This is a genomic window from Pandoraea sp. B-6 (assembly GCF_000282835.1).
GTDB lineage: Bacteria > Pseudomonadota > Gammaproteobacteria > Burkholderiales > Burkholderiaceae > Pandoraea > Pandoraea cepalis.
Genome location: NZ_KB290522.1, coordinates 28,875 through 44,547, shown reverse-complemented (window position 1 = coordinate 44,547; position 15,673 = coordinate 28,875). Strand labels below are relative to the sequence as shown.

Sequence of the window (15,673 nt, the reverse complement as noted above, 5' to 3'; positions counted from 1 at the left end):
CGACGCTCGCCCAACAAACGCGAGCCGTCGGGCGCGTCCATCTCCCCGAGCACAACCTCCCGGCGCGTTCTATCCAGCCCGCACATGCGCCCCGCCTGATACGTAAAGCCATTGCCGCACGCATGGGCGAGATACGTCACTTGTGTATGCGTGACATCGCGCGTGCCTGCCGCCACGGTATGCAGCATCGGCTTCCAAAGATGGGTGGGGTGACTGTCGACCAGCGTCACATGCGTCGTGCCGGCCAGCCCGAGCGTGCGGCCCAGCCGCGTTGCCAGCTTCAGGCCGGCGATACCGCCACCGACAATCACGATTCGGTTTGCACGAGACATTTGGGGGAAATGCCAAATTCAACAAGTGATGAATAAGCGCATAATAGCGAGCGTGGCCCCGGCGTGTCAAATGGCAATTGCCTGGGCAGGCAGAGGCGTTAGGGTCGGGTAGACTTGGCGCATTGCTGTCGCGAACTCGACCCACCCATTGCTCCATGACTCCGAACAAAGCCGTCTCGCAAGCTGAACCGCCCCGCAAACGCACACGTGGGCGTCCCACGTGCAACTGCTCGCATGGGGCCGACGCGTTGTTGCTTAACGCGCGGCGTATCTTTGCGCAGCGCGGTTTCTATGCGAGCAGCGTGCGGCAGATCGCGGAGGCGTCCGGGGTCGACGCCGCCCTGATCTCGCACCACTTCGGCTCGAAGGAGGCCCTGTGGATCGCGGTCGTCGATCAGATCGCGACGCTCACGCGCTCGATGATCGAGCAGACGCTGGCGCTGCGGCACGCGCCGCTGGAACCTGCCGAGCGTATCGAGCAGGCGGTACGGGGGTTCGTGGAAGTCGTATTCGAGAATCCGGACATCGGTATGTTCTTCTCGACGGCCGCGACCGAGGAAGGCGAGCGGCTCGACATCATCATGCAGCGACTGGTGCGCCCGTATCGCGACGCGATGGTGCCGCTCGTGGCCGACTGGCTCGAAGCGCAGAAGCGCCCGGGGCAGGACGCCGACGTGATGTTTTTCATGCTGACGTCGGCCATCAGCAAGACAGTGTCGTATCGCCACATGATGGGACCGTTCCTGCCGCCCGAAGGCATGGCCGATCTCAAGCGCACCGTGCTCGACTGCGCGATGGCGCTGATTCGGCAGTGATCCGCCGGCGCAGGCGGTGCGCAAGCGTCTTATAGGCTTTGCGGCACCGCGCCGGCGAGCGTTTTACTGTGGCATCTCCTCCGGAGTATCCGTGCTCGGTACGCGTGCGGCGTCCCCGTTTGCCGAGGTCTCGCTGCCGATCACGCTGATCTCAAACAGCGACTTGCCCGCGAGCGAGCGAGCCTCGGGATCTTCCGGGTAAGTTTTGAGCAACGGCAGGATCACCGAGCCACCGATGACATTGCGACGACTGTTATCCGCCGGCGACAGGCCCCACACGTTCTGATAGGTCATCGGCACGCTTTCGCCGTCGCGCTGCGCATTGCCCAGGTACAGCATGATGTGGCCATTGATATGGATGAGCGTCATCAGCGGCCGGCCGCGCTCGGCCAGCGTGCGCAACCTTGTGTCGATATCGGCGGCGCGCAGGTCGGTGCGTACGCCCGCCCGTAACTGATCCGACGAATGGCGCGGCAGCCACACGCCGAACGGGGCGAAGAGACTGCGCGTTTCTGCCGAGCAGTCGTTGTAGAACAGCGTGTTGCCCCACCCGTACGGACGCCCGATCAGTTGCTTCATCACCTGCGCCATATGACGCGGCGTGATTGTCCATGGCATCGGCACCAGCGTCGAGGCGTCGAGCGCGGTCGTGCGAATGTGTGCCTGACGCCGAAGATCGGCCACGGGGAACATCGCGATCTGTTGCCCGTCGCGCAGCATCACAGGCAGCACGGTGCCGATCGGTGCAAACGTTCGGTAGATGGGCGCGGTCGCGCCGGGCGGCGTGTCGGCCAAGGCCACGTCGGCGCGCACGATGGCGCCGAGGCGGCGCTGTGCCGCGTCACGCCACGTGGCGATGAAATGCTCGTCGACCGAGGCCACGGTGCGGGCATCGACCCAGCCGATCAGATCCGGCGAATAGACGAGCAGCCACGCACCGTCGGCGCTGCGGGCGAGCGTGTAGACCGGCGTGCCGGGACGCAGCGCGGAGTCCTGCAGGGCATCGAACGGATAGCCTTCGCCCGCCTGATGAAAATCGTAGAAGGCCGGGTCGTGCGTGGGGAGCTGTCGTACCAGCGCGTTATCGACAGTGATGCCGCGACGGCGCGGATCGTATTGCCCACCGGCCTGATCGGCGTCGAGTTGCGCCAGCGCCATGTTGGTTTCGATGGCGCGGATCCACGCCGACGTGTGCGCATGGAAGTTCTCGCCATAGGTCTTGGCAACGCCGGGCACGCCGTTATCGAAACGTCTGGCGCGCCGCGCTTGCGAATCCGCGATCTGCTGCGCACCGGCGGCGTTGAGCAGCGATGTCGACAGCCACGTACCGTTCCACGGCGATGGGTCGCGCGGCGAGATGCCGAAGTAGCGCGCGCGGAAGGCCTCGAACCGACGCGTTTGCTCCTGCGCGGAGAGCAGCGGCCGATCGTAGTCGGGCGCATCGGGCCGGATCCAGTGATCGACGTTCTGATCGTAATGCTCGATGGGGAAGCGGCCGACGTTGTAGTGCGTTGCCGTGCCAGCCGCCGCCGACTGAGACACCGTGGGCGGTTGCGGTGCGCCTGCGCACGCCGCGAGCACGACGAGCGGCAGCAGCGACGTGAGGCCGGCAAGGCGGGTAACGGGGCGCCGCGGGGCGTTCGAGGCGTTGCGCCGAGTGATGTGCATGACATGCGCGACGGAAGACGTGGCACGCACGATCACGCCGCGCGCCGCAAGGAGGGCACCCATGTTATGCGAAAGAGAGTCCGGATGTCGTCATGCTACTCCATCGACACAGGCGTGAAATTGAAGCGCGCGGCGAGGCATGCAACGAGGCGCTGCCGTGCCTTCGGGGGTGGTGTGAATGCTGTACAAATATACAGTACAATCACGTCAAGCCGAGCGACGCGTGGATGCTGTCAGCGACTGTCGCATCGGCCTGATACAGTAGTTCCCCCGAGGCGCGCACGCGCGCTGTCAGACGTCACGCTGTTCATTGTCAACCAAGCGGCCCTGATCCAGTGGATACCTCATCCCCGAAACCCGACCCGTCGTCCAACCACGCCATTCGTATTCGTGGTGCCCGCCAGCACAACCTCAAGAATCTCGACGTCGATCTCCAGACCGGTGAAATGACCGTCGTGACCGGCCCGTCCGGTTCCGGCAAGTCGAGCCTGGTCTTCGACACGCTGTTTGCCGAAGGCCAGCGCCGCTACGTCGAAACCTTCAGTGCCTCCGCCCGCCAGTTCCTCGACCGCATGGATCGTCCGCAGGTCGATCACGTGGAAGGCGTGCCGCCGGCCATCGCCATCGATCAGACCAACCCCGTGCGCAGCTCGCGCTCGACGGTCGGCACGATGACCGAACTCAACGACCACCTCAAGCTGCTGTTCGCCCGCGCGGCGGCGCTGTTCGATCGCGAGACGGCACAGCCGGTGCGACACGACACCCCCGAGACGATCTACGCTGACCTGATGGCGCGCACCGCGCCCGGCGATCCGCGTCTGGTCGTTACGTTCCCCGTCGAGTTGCCGGGCAGTGTCACGGCCGATGAGGTCGAGCAATGGCTTTCGGCATCGGGCTACACGCGCGTGCAGGCCGAACGCGAAGTCGCATCGGCAGACGGCGCGCGCAAGGTGCTCGATGTCGTCGCCGACCGCTTCCGCCTGCAGAACACCGAGAAGGCGCGCGCGATGGAAGCCATCGAGGCGTCGCTCAAGCGCGGGCGCGGCCGTGTGAATGTCTACGTGCTGGCCGACGAAGGTGAGCCCGACATCTGGCGCTATTCGCAGGATCTGCACTGCCCCGACAGCGACCTGCACTACGCGGATCCGCAACCGGCGCTCTTCTCGTTCAACTCGGCCTATGGCGCCTGCGAAGCCTGTCGCGGGTTCGGCCGCGTGATCGGTGTCGACCTCGGTCTGGTGATCCCGGACGAGCGCAAGACGCTGCGCGGCGGCGCGATCAAGACCATTCAGACGCCGGCGTGGAAAGAAATTCAGGGCGACCTGCTCGAATACGCGGGCAAGGCGAGCATTCCGCGCGACACGCCCTGGTCGAAACTCTCGCCCGAGCATCGCGAGTGGGTCATTGAAGGCGATCCCGACTGGAAAGGCGAGTGGAACAAGCAGTGGTATGGCATCCGCCGCTTCTTCGGCTATCTGGAGTCGAAGGCGTACAAGATGCACATTCGCGTGCTGCTCTCGAAGTACCGCAGCTACACCACGTGCGAAACCTGCGGCGGTGCTCGCCTGAAGACGGAGGGTTTGCTCTGGCGGCTCGGCTCGAAGGAGAACGCCGACGCGGTTTTGCCGCCCGCCCAGCGCGTCATGCCGCGTGGCGTGGCGTGGTCGCGCGAGTCGCTCGAAGCGCTGCCCGGCCTCACCATGCACGACCTGATGCTCATGCCGATTTCGCGTGTGCGTCAGTTCTTCGATTCGCTCACGTTGCCGTCGAGCCTGCTCGACGACGCCCTCAAGCTGTTGCAGGAAGAGGTCGGCACGCGGCTGAAGTATCTGTGCGACGTGGGCATCGGCTACCTCACGCTCGACCGTCAGAGCCGCACGCTCTCGGGCGGCGAAGTGCAGCGTATCAATCTGACGACGGCGCTCGGCACGTCGCTCGTCAATACGCTATTTGTGCTCGACGAGCCGAGTATCGGCCTGCATCCGCGCGACATGGACCGCATCGTCGCCGCCATGCATCGCCTGCGTGACGCGGGCAATACGCTGGTGGTGGTCGAGCACGATCCGGCGGTGATGCTGGCCGCCGACCGCGTGATCGACATGGGGCCGGGACCCGGGGAGCGCGGCGGCCAGATCGTCTTCGACGGCACGCCAGAGGAAGTGCGCCATGCCGATACGCTGACCGGCAGCTACCTGGGCGGACGCAAGCACGTGGCGAACGCGTCGAACTGGCGCGCGCGCCCGGTCGACGCCGCGACGCCGAGCCTCACGCTCACCGGCGTGCGCGAACACAACCTCAAGCAGGTCAGTGTCGAGATTCCGCTTGGGCGGCTCGTGTGCGTGACCGGCGTGTCCGGATCCGGCAAATCGACGCTGGTGCAGGACGTCCTCAACCCGGCACTCGCGCGCCACTTCGGCGACCCGACCGAAGCCCCGGGGGCCCACGACGAACTCATCGGCGCCGAACAATTGTCGGGCGTGGTGTTCGTCGATCAGTCGCCGATCGGCAAGACGGCACGCTCGAACCCGGCGAGCTATGTCGGCGCGTTCGACGAGATTCGCAAACTGTTCGCCGCCGTGCCAGCGGCGCTGCAACGGGGCTACAACGCCAGTACCTTCAGCTTCAATTCCGGCAACGGGCGCTGCCCGACATGCGGCGGCTCGGGCTTCGAACACGTGGAGATGCAGTTCCTGAGCGACGTGTATCTGCGTTGCCCCGATTGCGACGGTAAGCGCTATCGCGCCGAAGTGCTCGACGTGAAGATTCAGCGCGCCGTGCCCGGTGAAGCGATGCGCGAGCTGAGCGTGTCGGACGTGCTCGAGTTGACCGTCAACGAGGCGGTGAAGTTGTTCTCGTCGGATCGCGAAGTGTTGCGCGTCTTGCAGCCGATCGTCGACGTAGGTCTCGAATACGTCAAGCTCGGTCAGCCGGTGCCCACGCTCTCCGGCGGCGAAGCCCAGCGCCTGAAGCTTGCGGGTTTCCTGGCGGAAGCGGCGCAGAAGAAGACGGCGAGCGGACAGAAGGTAGCGCATCGCGGTCGGCTCTTCATTTTCGACGAACCGACAACAGGGCTGCATTTCGACGACATCGCCAAGCTCATGCGCGCGTTCGCCAAGCTGCTCGACGGCGGCAATTCGCTGCTCGTCATCGAACACAATCTCGATGTGGTGCGCGCGGCCGACTGGATCATCGACCTTGGGCCGGAAGGCGGCGAGGGCGGCGGTGAAGTGCTGTGCGCGGGTACGCTCGCGCAGGTGGTGGCGTGCGAGGGGTCGCACACCGGGCGCGCCCTGGCCGACTATGAACGTAATATCGTGGCGCCCGGCCGGTCAGCGGCGGCGGCCGATGCCGTCGCTGATCCGGGTATGCCGCTGCAAACGGCCTTGCGTGCGGCACGCGCGCAGCGCAAGCCGGCCGGCGGCAATGACATTCGTATCGTCAACGCCCGCGAACACAACCTGAAAGCGCTCGACGTCGCCATTCCGCGCGGCAAGTTCAGTGTGATCACGGGTGTCTCGGGGTCGGGCAAGTCGACGCTGGCCTTCGACATCCTCTTCAACGAAGGGCAACGCCGTTATCTCGAATCGCTCAACGCCTATGCGCGATCCATCGTGCAACCGGCGGGGCGCCCGGAAGTGGATGCGGTGTATGGCATCCCACCGACGGTCGCCATCGAGCAGCGCCTCTCGCGCGGCGGACGCAAGAGTACGGTGGCGACCACGACCGAAGTCTGGCACTTCCTGCGTCTGCTGTACGTCAAGCTCGGCATTCAACACTGCATTCACGACGGTTCGCCCGTTACGGCGCAAAGCCCCGATTCCATCGTCGCGCAACTGATGCGCGATCGGCGCGGCCAGCATGTGGGGCTGCTCGCGCCGCTGGTCGTGGGCCGCAAGGGGATCTACACCGATCTCGCGAAGTGGGCCAAGGCGCGCGGGCATTCGCATCTGCGTGTCGATGGGGTGTTCCTGCCGGTCGACCCGTGGCCAAAGCTCGATCGATTCCGCGAGCACACCATCGAACTGCCGGTGGGCGACGTGATCGTCACGCCCGAGACCGAAGGCTTGCTGCGCACGCTGCTGGCGGCGGCGCTCGAGCAAGGCAAGGGCGTGATGCATCTGCTCGCGCCGCTCGACGGTCTCGGCGACGCGATGGGCAACGAGCAACCGGGCGAAGGCGTGGGCCAGATCGAGGTGTTCTCGGTCAAGCGCGCCTGCCCGGTGTGCGGCACGAGCTATCCGGATCTCGATCCGCGCATGTTTTCGTTCAACAGCAAGCATGGCTGGTGTCAAACGTGCGTGGGCACGGGCCTGGCGCTCACGCGCGAGCAGCGCGAAGCGTTCGACGACACCGTGCTCAATCAGGACAACCGGGGGCGCGAGCATTCGTTGCCGTCGGAGGAGCAGGAGCCGGAGGGCGTGGGCGATCAGCCGTGTCCGGATTGCCACGGGGCGCGGCTCAATACCGTCGCGCGCGCGGTGACGTTCGACGAGCACGCGATCTCCGGCGTTGCGCAGTGGACCGTGACCGATGTGCGCGAGTGGATCGAAGGCCTCGAATTGCACGGTCGCGAAGCGAGCATCGCGCGCGATCTGATCAGCGAGATTCAGGGACGTCTGGCATTTCTCGAGGAAGTCGGGCTCGGCTACCTCACGCTCGATCGCGCGGCGCCGACGCTCTCGGGCGGCGAGTCGCAGCGCATTCGGCTCGCGGCGCAACTCGGCAGCAATCTGCAGGGTGTTTGCTACGTGCTCGACGAGCCGACCATCGGCCTGCACCCGCGCGATAACGGCATTCTGCTCGGCGCGTTGCGCAAGTTGGGCGATCAGGGCAATACGCTGGTGGTGGTCGAGCACGACGAAGACACGATTCGCCGCGCGGATCACATCATCGACATCGGTCCCGGTGCGGGCAAACGTGGCGGCATGCTGGTCGCGCAGGGCAGCGTCGCCGATCTGGCCTCGCACCCCGAGTCGCTGACCGGCAAGTTCCTGGCGCAACCGTTGCAACACCCGATTCATCCACGCCGTGAAGTCATTGCGCCTGCGACCGGCGTCGAGGCGGTGCCGCCGAATTGGCTGACGGTGCATGGCGCCACGCTCCACAATCTGAAGGACGTGACGGCGTCGTTGCCGTTGGCGCGACTTACGGCCATTACCGGCGTGTCGGGGTCGGGAAAATCGACGCTCGCCCGCGACGTGCTGATGACGAACCTGCTCGACGCGGTGGGGCGTTCGGTGCTGTCGTCACCCGCCGAGCGACGTGCCCGCAAGGGAACGGTGCGTCACGCGGTGAAGGCGGACGGTAAGCCGCGTGCGACGTCGGCGGCACCGGCGCAGCCTCGCGGTCCTGTGGTGCACGCGTGGCACGGTTGCGCGTCGGTGACCGGCTGGGAGGCCATCGATCGCGTGCTCGAAGTCGATCAGACGCCCATCGGCAAGACACCGCGCTCGTGCCCGGCCACGTATATTGGCTTCTGGGACACGATTCGCCGCTTGTTTGCCGATACGCTCGAAGCCCGCGCCCGTGGTTATGCGGCGTCACGCTTCTCATTCAATACCGGCGAAGGCCGCTGCCCGGCGTGCGAGGGGCAGGGCGTGCGTACCATCGGCATGAGCTTTCTCGCCGACGTGAAGGTGCTGTGCGACGTCTGTCACGGGCAGCGGTTCAACGCCGAGACGCTGGCCGTCACGTGGCGCGGCAAGAGCATCGGCGACGTGCTGACGATGGAAGTGGACGAAGCCGTCGAGTTCTTCGCGTCGATGCCGAGCATTGCGCATCCGCTGCAACTGATGCAGGACGTCGGGCTCGGCTATCTCACGCTGGGGCAGCCGTCGCCGACGTTGTCGGGGGGTGAGGCACAGCGCATCAAGCTGGTGACGGAGTTGACCAAGGTGCGCGACGACGTCACGCGCCGCGGACAAAAGACGCCGCACACGCTGTATGTGCTCGACGAGCCCACGGTCGGCCTTCACATGGCGGACGTGGCGCGTCTGATCCATGTGCTCCATCGGCTGGTGAATGGCGGGCATACCGTCGTCGTCATCGAGCACAACCTCGATGTGATTGCCGAAGCCGACTGGATCGTCGATATGGGCCCGGAGGGCGGCAAGAACGGCGGGACGGTCGTCGCCGCGACGTCACCCGATGCGCTGACGCAGGTCGCGGCGAGCCACACCGGCATCGCACTCAAGCCAGTGCTTGCGCAAACGGTGGCGCCGGGGGCCTCGGCAGCGATATCGGAAGCCGCCGCCACGTCGAAATAGCCGACCCACATCGCGCGCCGATCACGGGCTCGCGATCCGGAATCCCAACTGGGGGACGCGGGACGCCTGATGGCGTCCCGTTTTCATTGGGCGCGTAAGTGTGCGCGCACCGAGATGGGCAGAATCGCCCAAAGTCAACCCGATTATTTCATATTCAGAAATTTAGCATGGACGAATATAGTCTTTATTGCGCATGTCGATGCCAATAGACTGCAATTGTCGACGATGAATTGAACATCGCCGCGACTCAAACAGACAGGAGAAAACATCATGAAGCGCGCTCTTATTACCTCAGCCCTGGTTTCCGCAATGTTGGCCGTGTCGGCCGGTTCGGCCTTTGCCAGCGATGCCTTCGACGGCCCGACGGAATTCTCGTGGGTGCCGCAAACCAGCATGCTGACCCGCGCTCAGGTCGGTCAGGAGCTGGCGCAAGCCCAGCAAGCCGGTCTGCTGCAGCAACACGATTCGGTTTATCCGAAGTCGATCGCCAACTCGGGCGCTGCAGCGGTAGCCGCGACCCCGGGGTCGATCATCAACCTTGCCCTTGCCGGCAGCACGTACTTCGGTAGCTGATTCGCGTCACCCATCGCAGTACTGGCGGCACCTCCCGTGAGCCAGCGCCTGTGCGGCGCGTCGGGACTCCGGGGCGGCGCCTCCGATCACAAATCGGCCACTTCGCGTGGCCGATTTTGTTTTGTGCGTCCCCCTTTGCGATGCGTCGCGCCCTGTGGACAAATCTGTCGATAACCCTGTGGGTAAGCTGTGGCGCACCTGTGACCAAGCTGTGGATTTCCGGTGGGCAAGTCGCGCCGCCTTGACCCAAGGTACCCGTCGGAAACGGCTCACTTGCCCACTTCGTGACACGTCTGTTGGAGTATCATGCGCGGCAGCCGGTGGTGGGTAGGGAACCGGCGCCGCCGTCATGTGACCGTCACGAAAGTGTCATGTATCCGGCGTAGGCTCCTTGCCCATTTCACAAGGATTTCGCATGGATTATCTGCAAGTGCTCGTGCTCGCGATTGTGCAGGGCGTGGCGGAGTTGCTTCCCGTGTCGAGTTCGGCACACGTGATCATGGCCGAGAAACTGATGGGTCTCGACCCGTCGGCGCCCGCCATGACGTTATTGCTCGTCATGCTGCACACCGGCACGATGCTCGCCGTCATCGTCTATTTCTGGAAGTCGTGGCGCGAGCGCTATTTCTCGTCGAAGCACGATTTCATGCATAACGCGAAGCAAGTCGTCATCGCGACGGGCTTCACGGGCGTGATCGGGCTGGCCTTGATGCTGTTTATCGAGAAGGTCTTGATGCGTGGCTCCCAACACGCCGAGATCGAGCACTTGTTCGGCAATCTGTACATCATCTCCGGCGGCCTCGCGATGGCGGGCATCCTGATTCTGATTTCAGGCAGCAAGCGTCCGCCGATGGGCGATCGCCCGTTGCGCGGTGCCGACTCGGCCTGGATCGGCGCGGTGCAGGGCTTGTGCCTGCCGTTCCGTGGTTTCTCGCGCTCGGGATCGACCATCTCGACGGGGATGATGCGCGGGCTCGATAAAATTCGTGTCGAGGAATTCAGCTTCGCGCTGGCCGTGGTGCTCACGCCGCCGGTGATCGCCAAGGAAGCTTACCGCCTGTACAAGTCGGGCGGCGCGCAATCGTTCTCCGGTCACTACATGACGGTGCTCACGCCGAGCCTCGTCGGCATGGTGTTCAGCTTCCTTGCCGGTCTGGTGGCGCTGCGCTGGTTGTCGCGCTGGCTCGAACACGGCCGCTGGTATCTGTTCGGCATCTACTGCCTCGTGGCCTCGGGCGTCGTGCTGGCGGCGAGCCAATATCTGTAATCGGTCAGGTGACGTCTTGCGTGGGCGGCGTGCCAGGCACTGCCCACGCCATACCCACGGGCGTTACACCAGTCCCGCCACGACCTCCAGAAACGCCGCAATCGCTCGCGACGCTCGCCGCTGCGCCAGGCACACAACGACCGTTGTCGTCTCCACGCGTGCGTCGCTGATCGATACGGTGGCAAGTCGCGCGTCGGGCGTATGCTCACGCGCTGACACCGCAGCGATTCCCAGCCCCAGAATCACCGCCTCGCGAATCGCTTCGCGACTGCCGATCTCCATCGCCACGGTCGGTGTCACCCCCGCCGCTTGCAACGCCGCTTCGAGCGCGTGCCGCGTGGTCGATCCCGGCTCGCGCATGAGCATCGGCTCGTCAGCCAGCGCCGCGAGCGGCACGCTGCGTCGCTTGGCGAACCGGTGCGCGCGCGGCACCAACAGCACGACCGGATGGGTGCGGTAGGTCACGGCATGCAGACGCGCGTCGTCGTGATAGCGCGCGAGCACCGCCACGTCCGTGCGATAGGCCAGCAGGCTCTCGATCATCTCTTCGGAATTGCCCGGCCGCATGGAAATGCGAATGCCGGGGTAACGCGGCTGGAATGCCGCCACGATCTCCATCGCGTGATGCGGTCCGACGGCACCCAGGCGTAGTTCGCCGGTGCGTAGCTCACCGTGCTCCTTGAGCAGACCAAGCGCTTCGGCTTCGTCGGAGAAGATGCGCAGGCTCACCGCATACAACGATTTTCCGGTGGGCGTGAGCGTCAGTCCACGACCGTGCCGGTAGAACAGTTCGACACCGTAGGTCTCCTCCAGCGCACGAATCTGCGTGGTCATCGTGGGCTGGCTCACATGCAGCGCCTGGGCCGCGCGCGTCACGCTGCCGTGGTGCGCCACCGCATGGAACGAGCGCAGTTGGGTAATCCGCATCGATGACGCTCCCGTGACGAGGTATAGGTTTTATCAATACTTTAACGAAAAATTGTGAATTGGAAGTATAGAACGGTCCTCACCATAATCCAGCTCAATCTTCGTCAATCGATCGCAGCGCCCGCGGGTGCAGCGGCACCTCCTCACCATGACTGCATGTTCACGTTTCCATAATCCGGTCGATGTTCGCTTCGGTGCGGGTGCCCTTGCTCAGTTGCCCGAATTGGTCGGCGAGCGGCGGGTTGTGCTCGTCACCATGCCCGAAGCGCGGGCGCTCGGCATGACGGGACGCGTCGAAGCGCTGCTCGGGCAACGGCTGGCGGGGACGATCGATCGTGTCAGCCCGAACCCGGATGTGCGCGAACTCGCCCCGATGTACAGCGATTTCTGGCGGCGGTACGGCCAGTGCGAGGTGATCGTGGCGCTGGGCGGCGGCAGCGCGCTCGACACGGCCAAGCTGTTGATGGTCGCGGGCGAGGATGATCGCTTTGCGACGCTCGTCGATGCGCTTGATGCGGGGGGCGACTTCCGGCCATCGCGGACCAAGCGTCTCATCACCGTTCCGACGACGGCCGGCACCGGCAGCGAAGTCACCCCGTGGGCCACGCTGTGGGATCGTCATGTGAAGCACAAGAAGTACTCGCTGCATTTACCCGAGACGTGGCCGGAGGCGGCGATTGTCGATCCGCAACTGACGCGCTCGCTGCCGCACGCCATCACGCTGCAAAGCGGGCTCGACGCCCTCTCGCACGCGCTCGAGGCGATCTGGAATGTCAACGCCAATCCGATTTCCGACACCTTCGCCGTGACGGCGGCGCGCGACATGATGCGCGTGTTGCCGCAGCTGATGGTGTCACTGGACGACGAGACGTTGCGCGCTCAGGCGGCGCTCGCGGCACTGCAAGCGGGCATGGCGTTCTCCAACACGAAGACCGCGTTGGCGCATTCCATTTCGTACGACATGACGATTCGACATGGACTCCCGCACGGCATTGCGTGCTCGTTCACCTTGCCGGCGGTGATGCGTCTGGCGATAGGCCGCCGTGTCGATCGCGACGCGGTGCTGGCGCAGGTGTTCGACGGCGACATTGGCCGCGCCCCGGACAAGCTCACCGCGTTTCTCAACGGTTTGGGCGTGGCGACCGAGTTTTCGGCCTATGGCGTGTCCGAGCCGGAATCGAGCGCGATGATCGCCGCCGCGCTCGACGGTCCGCGCGGACGCAATTTCATCGGCGCCACCGCCTGATCGTCAGGTGGCCGCTACGGTCGTATGCGTTCGCGCGCATGCGTGTTTTCGCGTCTTACCCGCAGTCCCCGTAATCCGCATCATCAAAACATAGCCGCGTGATCCAAAGGCGGCACCGAGACATCCAGGAGACAGACGCCCGGCGCAGACCGGTGCGTCGCAGCGCGCCGCCACGGCGCGGCGCATCAACAGGAGGCGCAATGGAACAGGTTCTCACGGGCGTGGGCGGCAGCGATGCCGTCTCCGCCGAAAAAGCGGTGCGCACGGTCGCGCTGGCCAGCCTGATCGGCACGACCGTCGAATGGTATGACTTCTTCCTGTACGGCACTGTGACAGGCCTCGTCTTCAACAAGCTCTTCTTTCCCAGCGGCGATGCCTTCATTGCCACCGCGCTCGCCTATACGGTCTACGCGGTGGGATTCGCCACGCGGCCGATCGGGGGCATCCTGTTCGGCCATTTCGGCGACCGGTTGGGACGCAAGCCATTGCTCATTGTCACGCTCTCCATCATGGGGGTGTCGACGTTCCTGATCGGACTGGTGCCGACCTACGACAGTATTGGCATGGCGGCCCCGCTGATTCTGCTGTTCCTGCGTCTGTTGCAGGGCATTGGACTGGGCGGCGAATGGGGCGGCGCGGTGCTCATGGCGTTTGAGTACGCGCCGCACGACCGGCGCGGGCGGTTCGCGGCGTATCCGCAGATCGGGCTCGCCGTGGGATTGTGCCTGTCGACCGGTGTGGTCGCGCTGCTCTCATCGACACTGACCGATGCGCAGTTCATGGCATGGGGCTGGCGTCTGGCGTTCATGCTCAGCGTGGTGCTCGTGGCGGTGGGTATGTTCATCCGGCTGCGCGTGCTGGAGACGCCCGAGTTCGCGCGCATCAAGGACAGTCAGCGCGTCGCGCATGTGCCGCTCTCGGAGATTGCGCGCGATTACCGGCGTAACGTGCTGCTGGGCTGGGGCGCGCGTTACATCGATGGCGTGGTGTTCAATGTCTATGCGGTGTTCGCCATCTCGTATCTCGTTGGCACGCTGCACTTTCCGAAGACGCCGATCCTGCTGGCGGTCACGCTCGCGGCCATGGTCTTGATCGTCACGATTCCGTATGCCGCAAAGCTGTCGGACCGCGTGGGACGCCGTCGAGTGTTCGGCTGGGGTGCGTTGGCCTGTGGCGTGTCGGCGATTCCGGCATTGGCGGTGATGCACTATGCGACGAGCGTCTGGTGGGTGTCGCTCGCGGTGATTGTGCCGCTGGGCGTTGTATATGCGTTCGTCTATGGTCCCGAGGCGTCGATGTTCTGCGAACTGTTCGACACGCGGGTTCGTTACACGGGCATCTCGGTCGTGTATCAAGTGTCGGGAATCGTTTCCAGCTCGATCACACCGTTGGTGGCGGCGACGCTGCTCGAATACGGCGGTCACAAACCATGGTGGATCGCGGTGTATGTGCTGGCGGTGGGATGCTTGTCCGCCGCGTGTGCGGCAGCGATGAAGCGAACCTACTGAGGGGGAACGACGGGACGGGGAGGCGTGTGGGGGTGCCCGAGCATCGGGAATTCGGCAGGCCGGTGGGCAGCGCCCCGGCTTGCCGTTTTATTGCGCAGCTTACTGACCGAAGTAGATCGAACCGGCGCGATTCACGCGGCCCGGGACTTCATAGGCCGGGGCGACGGTCGTCGTTTGCGTGGTGGCTGCCACGGCACCCGGCTGGGCCTGCGTTCGCACTTGAACTTGCGCTTGCGTCTGGGGTTGCTGCGGTTGGGCAGCCGATTGGGCATTCTCGGCGGCGCTCGCGGCACCTGCGCTCAACAGCGCGGCAGCGAAGGCCGAAGCGATCAGAATGGACTTCATTTTCATTTCTCCTGTCTGGCGAGACGTCCACCATGGGCGCCATCATTGGCGCCAATCTACGCCCACGCAGCAAGGAGAAAAATGCGCTCCCGGAGAAGGGAGTATTGCTGAAAATGAAACAATCAAACGTCGAAAAGCCTGATTCGTTGTGCAGGACAACGAGCTCAGACACTATGCGCCGCAGTGATGCGCCCGGTATCGCTTGGCGTCGAAGCGTTCAGCGACGCGTCACGCGCGCTTGCTGACGGGGCGTACGCGCGGCACGGCTGCGCAGATACGACGCGGTGAGCAGCGAGGCACTCGCCAGCAGAAGGAAAGAACCGAGGGCAGCCATGGTAATGCTCCTGTACGAGCCGGCGTCGTCCGCGGTGCGGTGCACCCTGCGAGCCACGACGTCGACTGACTTCATCATGTTGTCACTCTACTGCTGTCGCACTTCGCGATAAACCCCGTCAGATCAAACAAGTTGTTGCGCGCCGCGACATTTCCCTCTAATTCGTGCTGTGATCCGCGTCAGACCGGTGGCATCCACCCCTATTGCTCGTATTAAGTGATTGATTTTCATTGGTTTTTTGGAATTCGGCAATCCGCGAGGTGCCAACGCCGCTGCGTTGCGAAAAAACCACGGGTTTTCCCTAGGGTTGGCCGGTATTTGTGCAACGGTCGGCGCAACGCAGCAAAAGGGGGGCGGCGGCAGATTCAGTCCGGTTGAGCGGTGCGCGTTTG

Annotated in this window: 10 protein-coding genes; 6 read left to right on the top strand and 4 right to left on the bottom strand. The window is 64.5% G+C overall.

Features of this window, described 5'->3' with window-relative positions:
- The coding region (locus A985_RS29235; RefSeq protein WP_232424611.1) for an FAD-dependent oxidoreductase at positions 1-332 on the bottom strand (332 nt) is incomplete at its 3' end.
- A 155-nt stretch (positions 333-487) separates the two neighbouring features.
- Here A985_RS29235 and A985_RS0112350 point away from each other — a divergent pair.
- The gene (locus A985_RS0112350; protein ID WP_017233716.1) at positions 488-1,147 is read left to right on the top strand and encodes a TetR/AcrR family transcriptional regulator; all 660 of its coding nucleotides are present in this window, start codon (positions 488-490) and stop codon (positions 1,145-1,147) included.
- A 63-nt stretch (positions 1,148-1,210) separates the two neighbouring features.
- On the opposite strand, the gene A985_RS25290 is transcribed toward A985_RS0112350, so the two are convergent.
- The gene (locus A985_RS25290; protein WP_017233715.1) at positions 1,211-2,878 is read right to left on the bottom strand and encodes an SH3 domain-containing C40 family peptidase; all 1,668 of its coding nucleotides are present in this window, start codon (positions 2,876-2,878) and stop codon (positions 1,211-1,213) included.
- 272 nt (positions 2,879-3,150) lie between these two features.
- Between A985_RS25290 and uvrA the strand changes: the two genes are divergently transcribed.
- The 3 genes from uvrA (at position 3,151) to A985_RS0112330 (ending at position 10,921) form a co-directional block, all read left to right on the top strand.
- Positions 3,151-9,081: an excinuclease ABC subunit UvrA gene (gene uvrA, locus A985_RS0112340; protein WP_017233714.1), complete on the top strand. Its 5,931-nt coding sequence runs from the start codon at positions 3,151-3,153 to the stop codon at positions 9,079-9,081.
- 270 nt (positions 9,082-9,351) lie between these two features.
- The gene (locus A985_RS25285; RefSeq protein ID WP_017233713.1) at positions 9,352-9,654 is read left to right on the top strand and encodes a DUF4148 domain-containing protein; all 303 of its coding nucleotides are present in this window, start codon (positions 9,352-9,354) and stop codon (positions 9,652-9,654) included.
- 415 nt (positions 9,655-10,069) lie between these two features.
- Positions 10,070-10,921: an undecaprenyl-diphosphate phosphatase gene (locus A985_RS0112330; RefSeq protein ID WP_017233712.1), complete on the top strand. Its 852-nt coding sequence runs from the start codon at positions 10,070-10,072 to the stop codon at positions 10,919-10,921.
- 63 nt (positions 10,922-10,984) lie between these two features.
- Here the strand turns inward: A985_RS0112330 and A985_RS0112325 are convergent, their stop codons facing one another.
- Positions 10,985-11,848, bottom strand: a complete 864-nt coding sequence (locus A985_RS0112325; RefSeq protein WP_017233711.1) for a LysR substrate-binding domain-containing protein — start codon at positions 11,846-11,848, stop codon at positions 10,985-10,987.
- Between the two features lie 148 nt (positions 11,849-11,996).
- Between A985_RS0112325 and psrA the strand changes: the two genes are divergently transcribed.
- Positions 11,997-13,094 carry an iron-containing alcohol dehydrogenase PsrA gene (gene psrA / locus A985_RS0112320; protein WP_026131907.1) on the top strand — a complete coding sequence of 366 codons (1,098 nt, stop codon included), beginning with the start codon at positions 11,997-11,999 and terminating at the stop codon, positions 13,092-13,094.
- 200 nt (positions 13,095-13,294) lie between these two features.
- Positions 13,295-14,602 carry an MFS transporter gene (locus A985_RS0112315; protein WP_017233709.1) on the top strand — a complete coding sequence of 436 codons (1,308 nt, stop codon included), beginning with the start codon at positions 13,295-13,297 and terminating at the stop codon, positions 14,600-14,602.
- A 99-nt stretch (positions 14,603-14,701) separates the two neighbouring features.
- On the opposite strand, the gene A985_RS0112310 is transcribed toward A985_RS0112315, so the two are convergent.
- Positions 14,702-14,947, bottom strand: coding sequence for a hypothetical protein (locus tag A985_RS0112310; protein ID WP_017233708.1), 246 nt, complete (start codon positions 14,945-14,947; stop codon positions 14,702-14,704).
- Positions 14,948-15,673 lie beyond the last annotated feature (726 nt).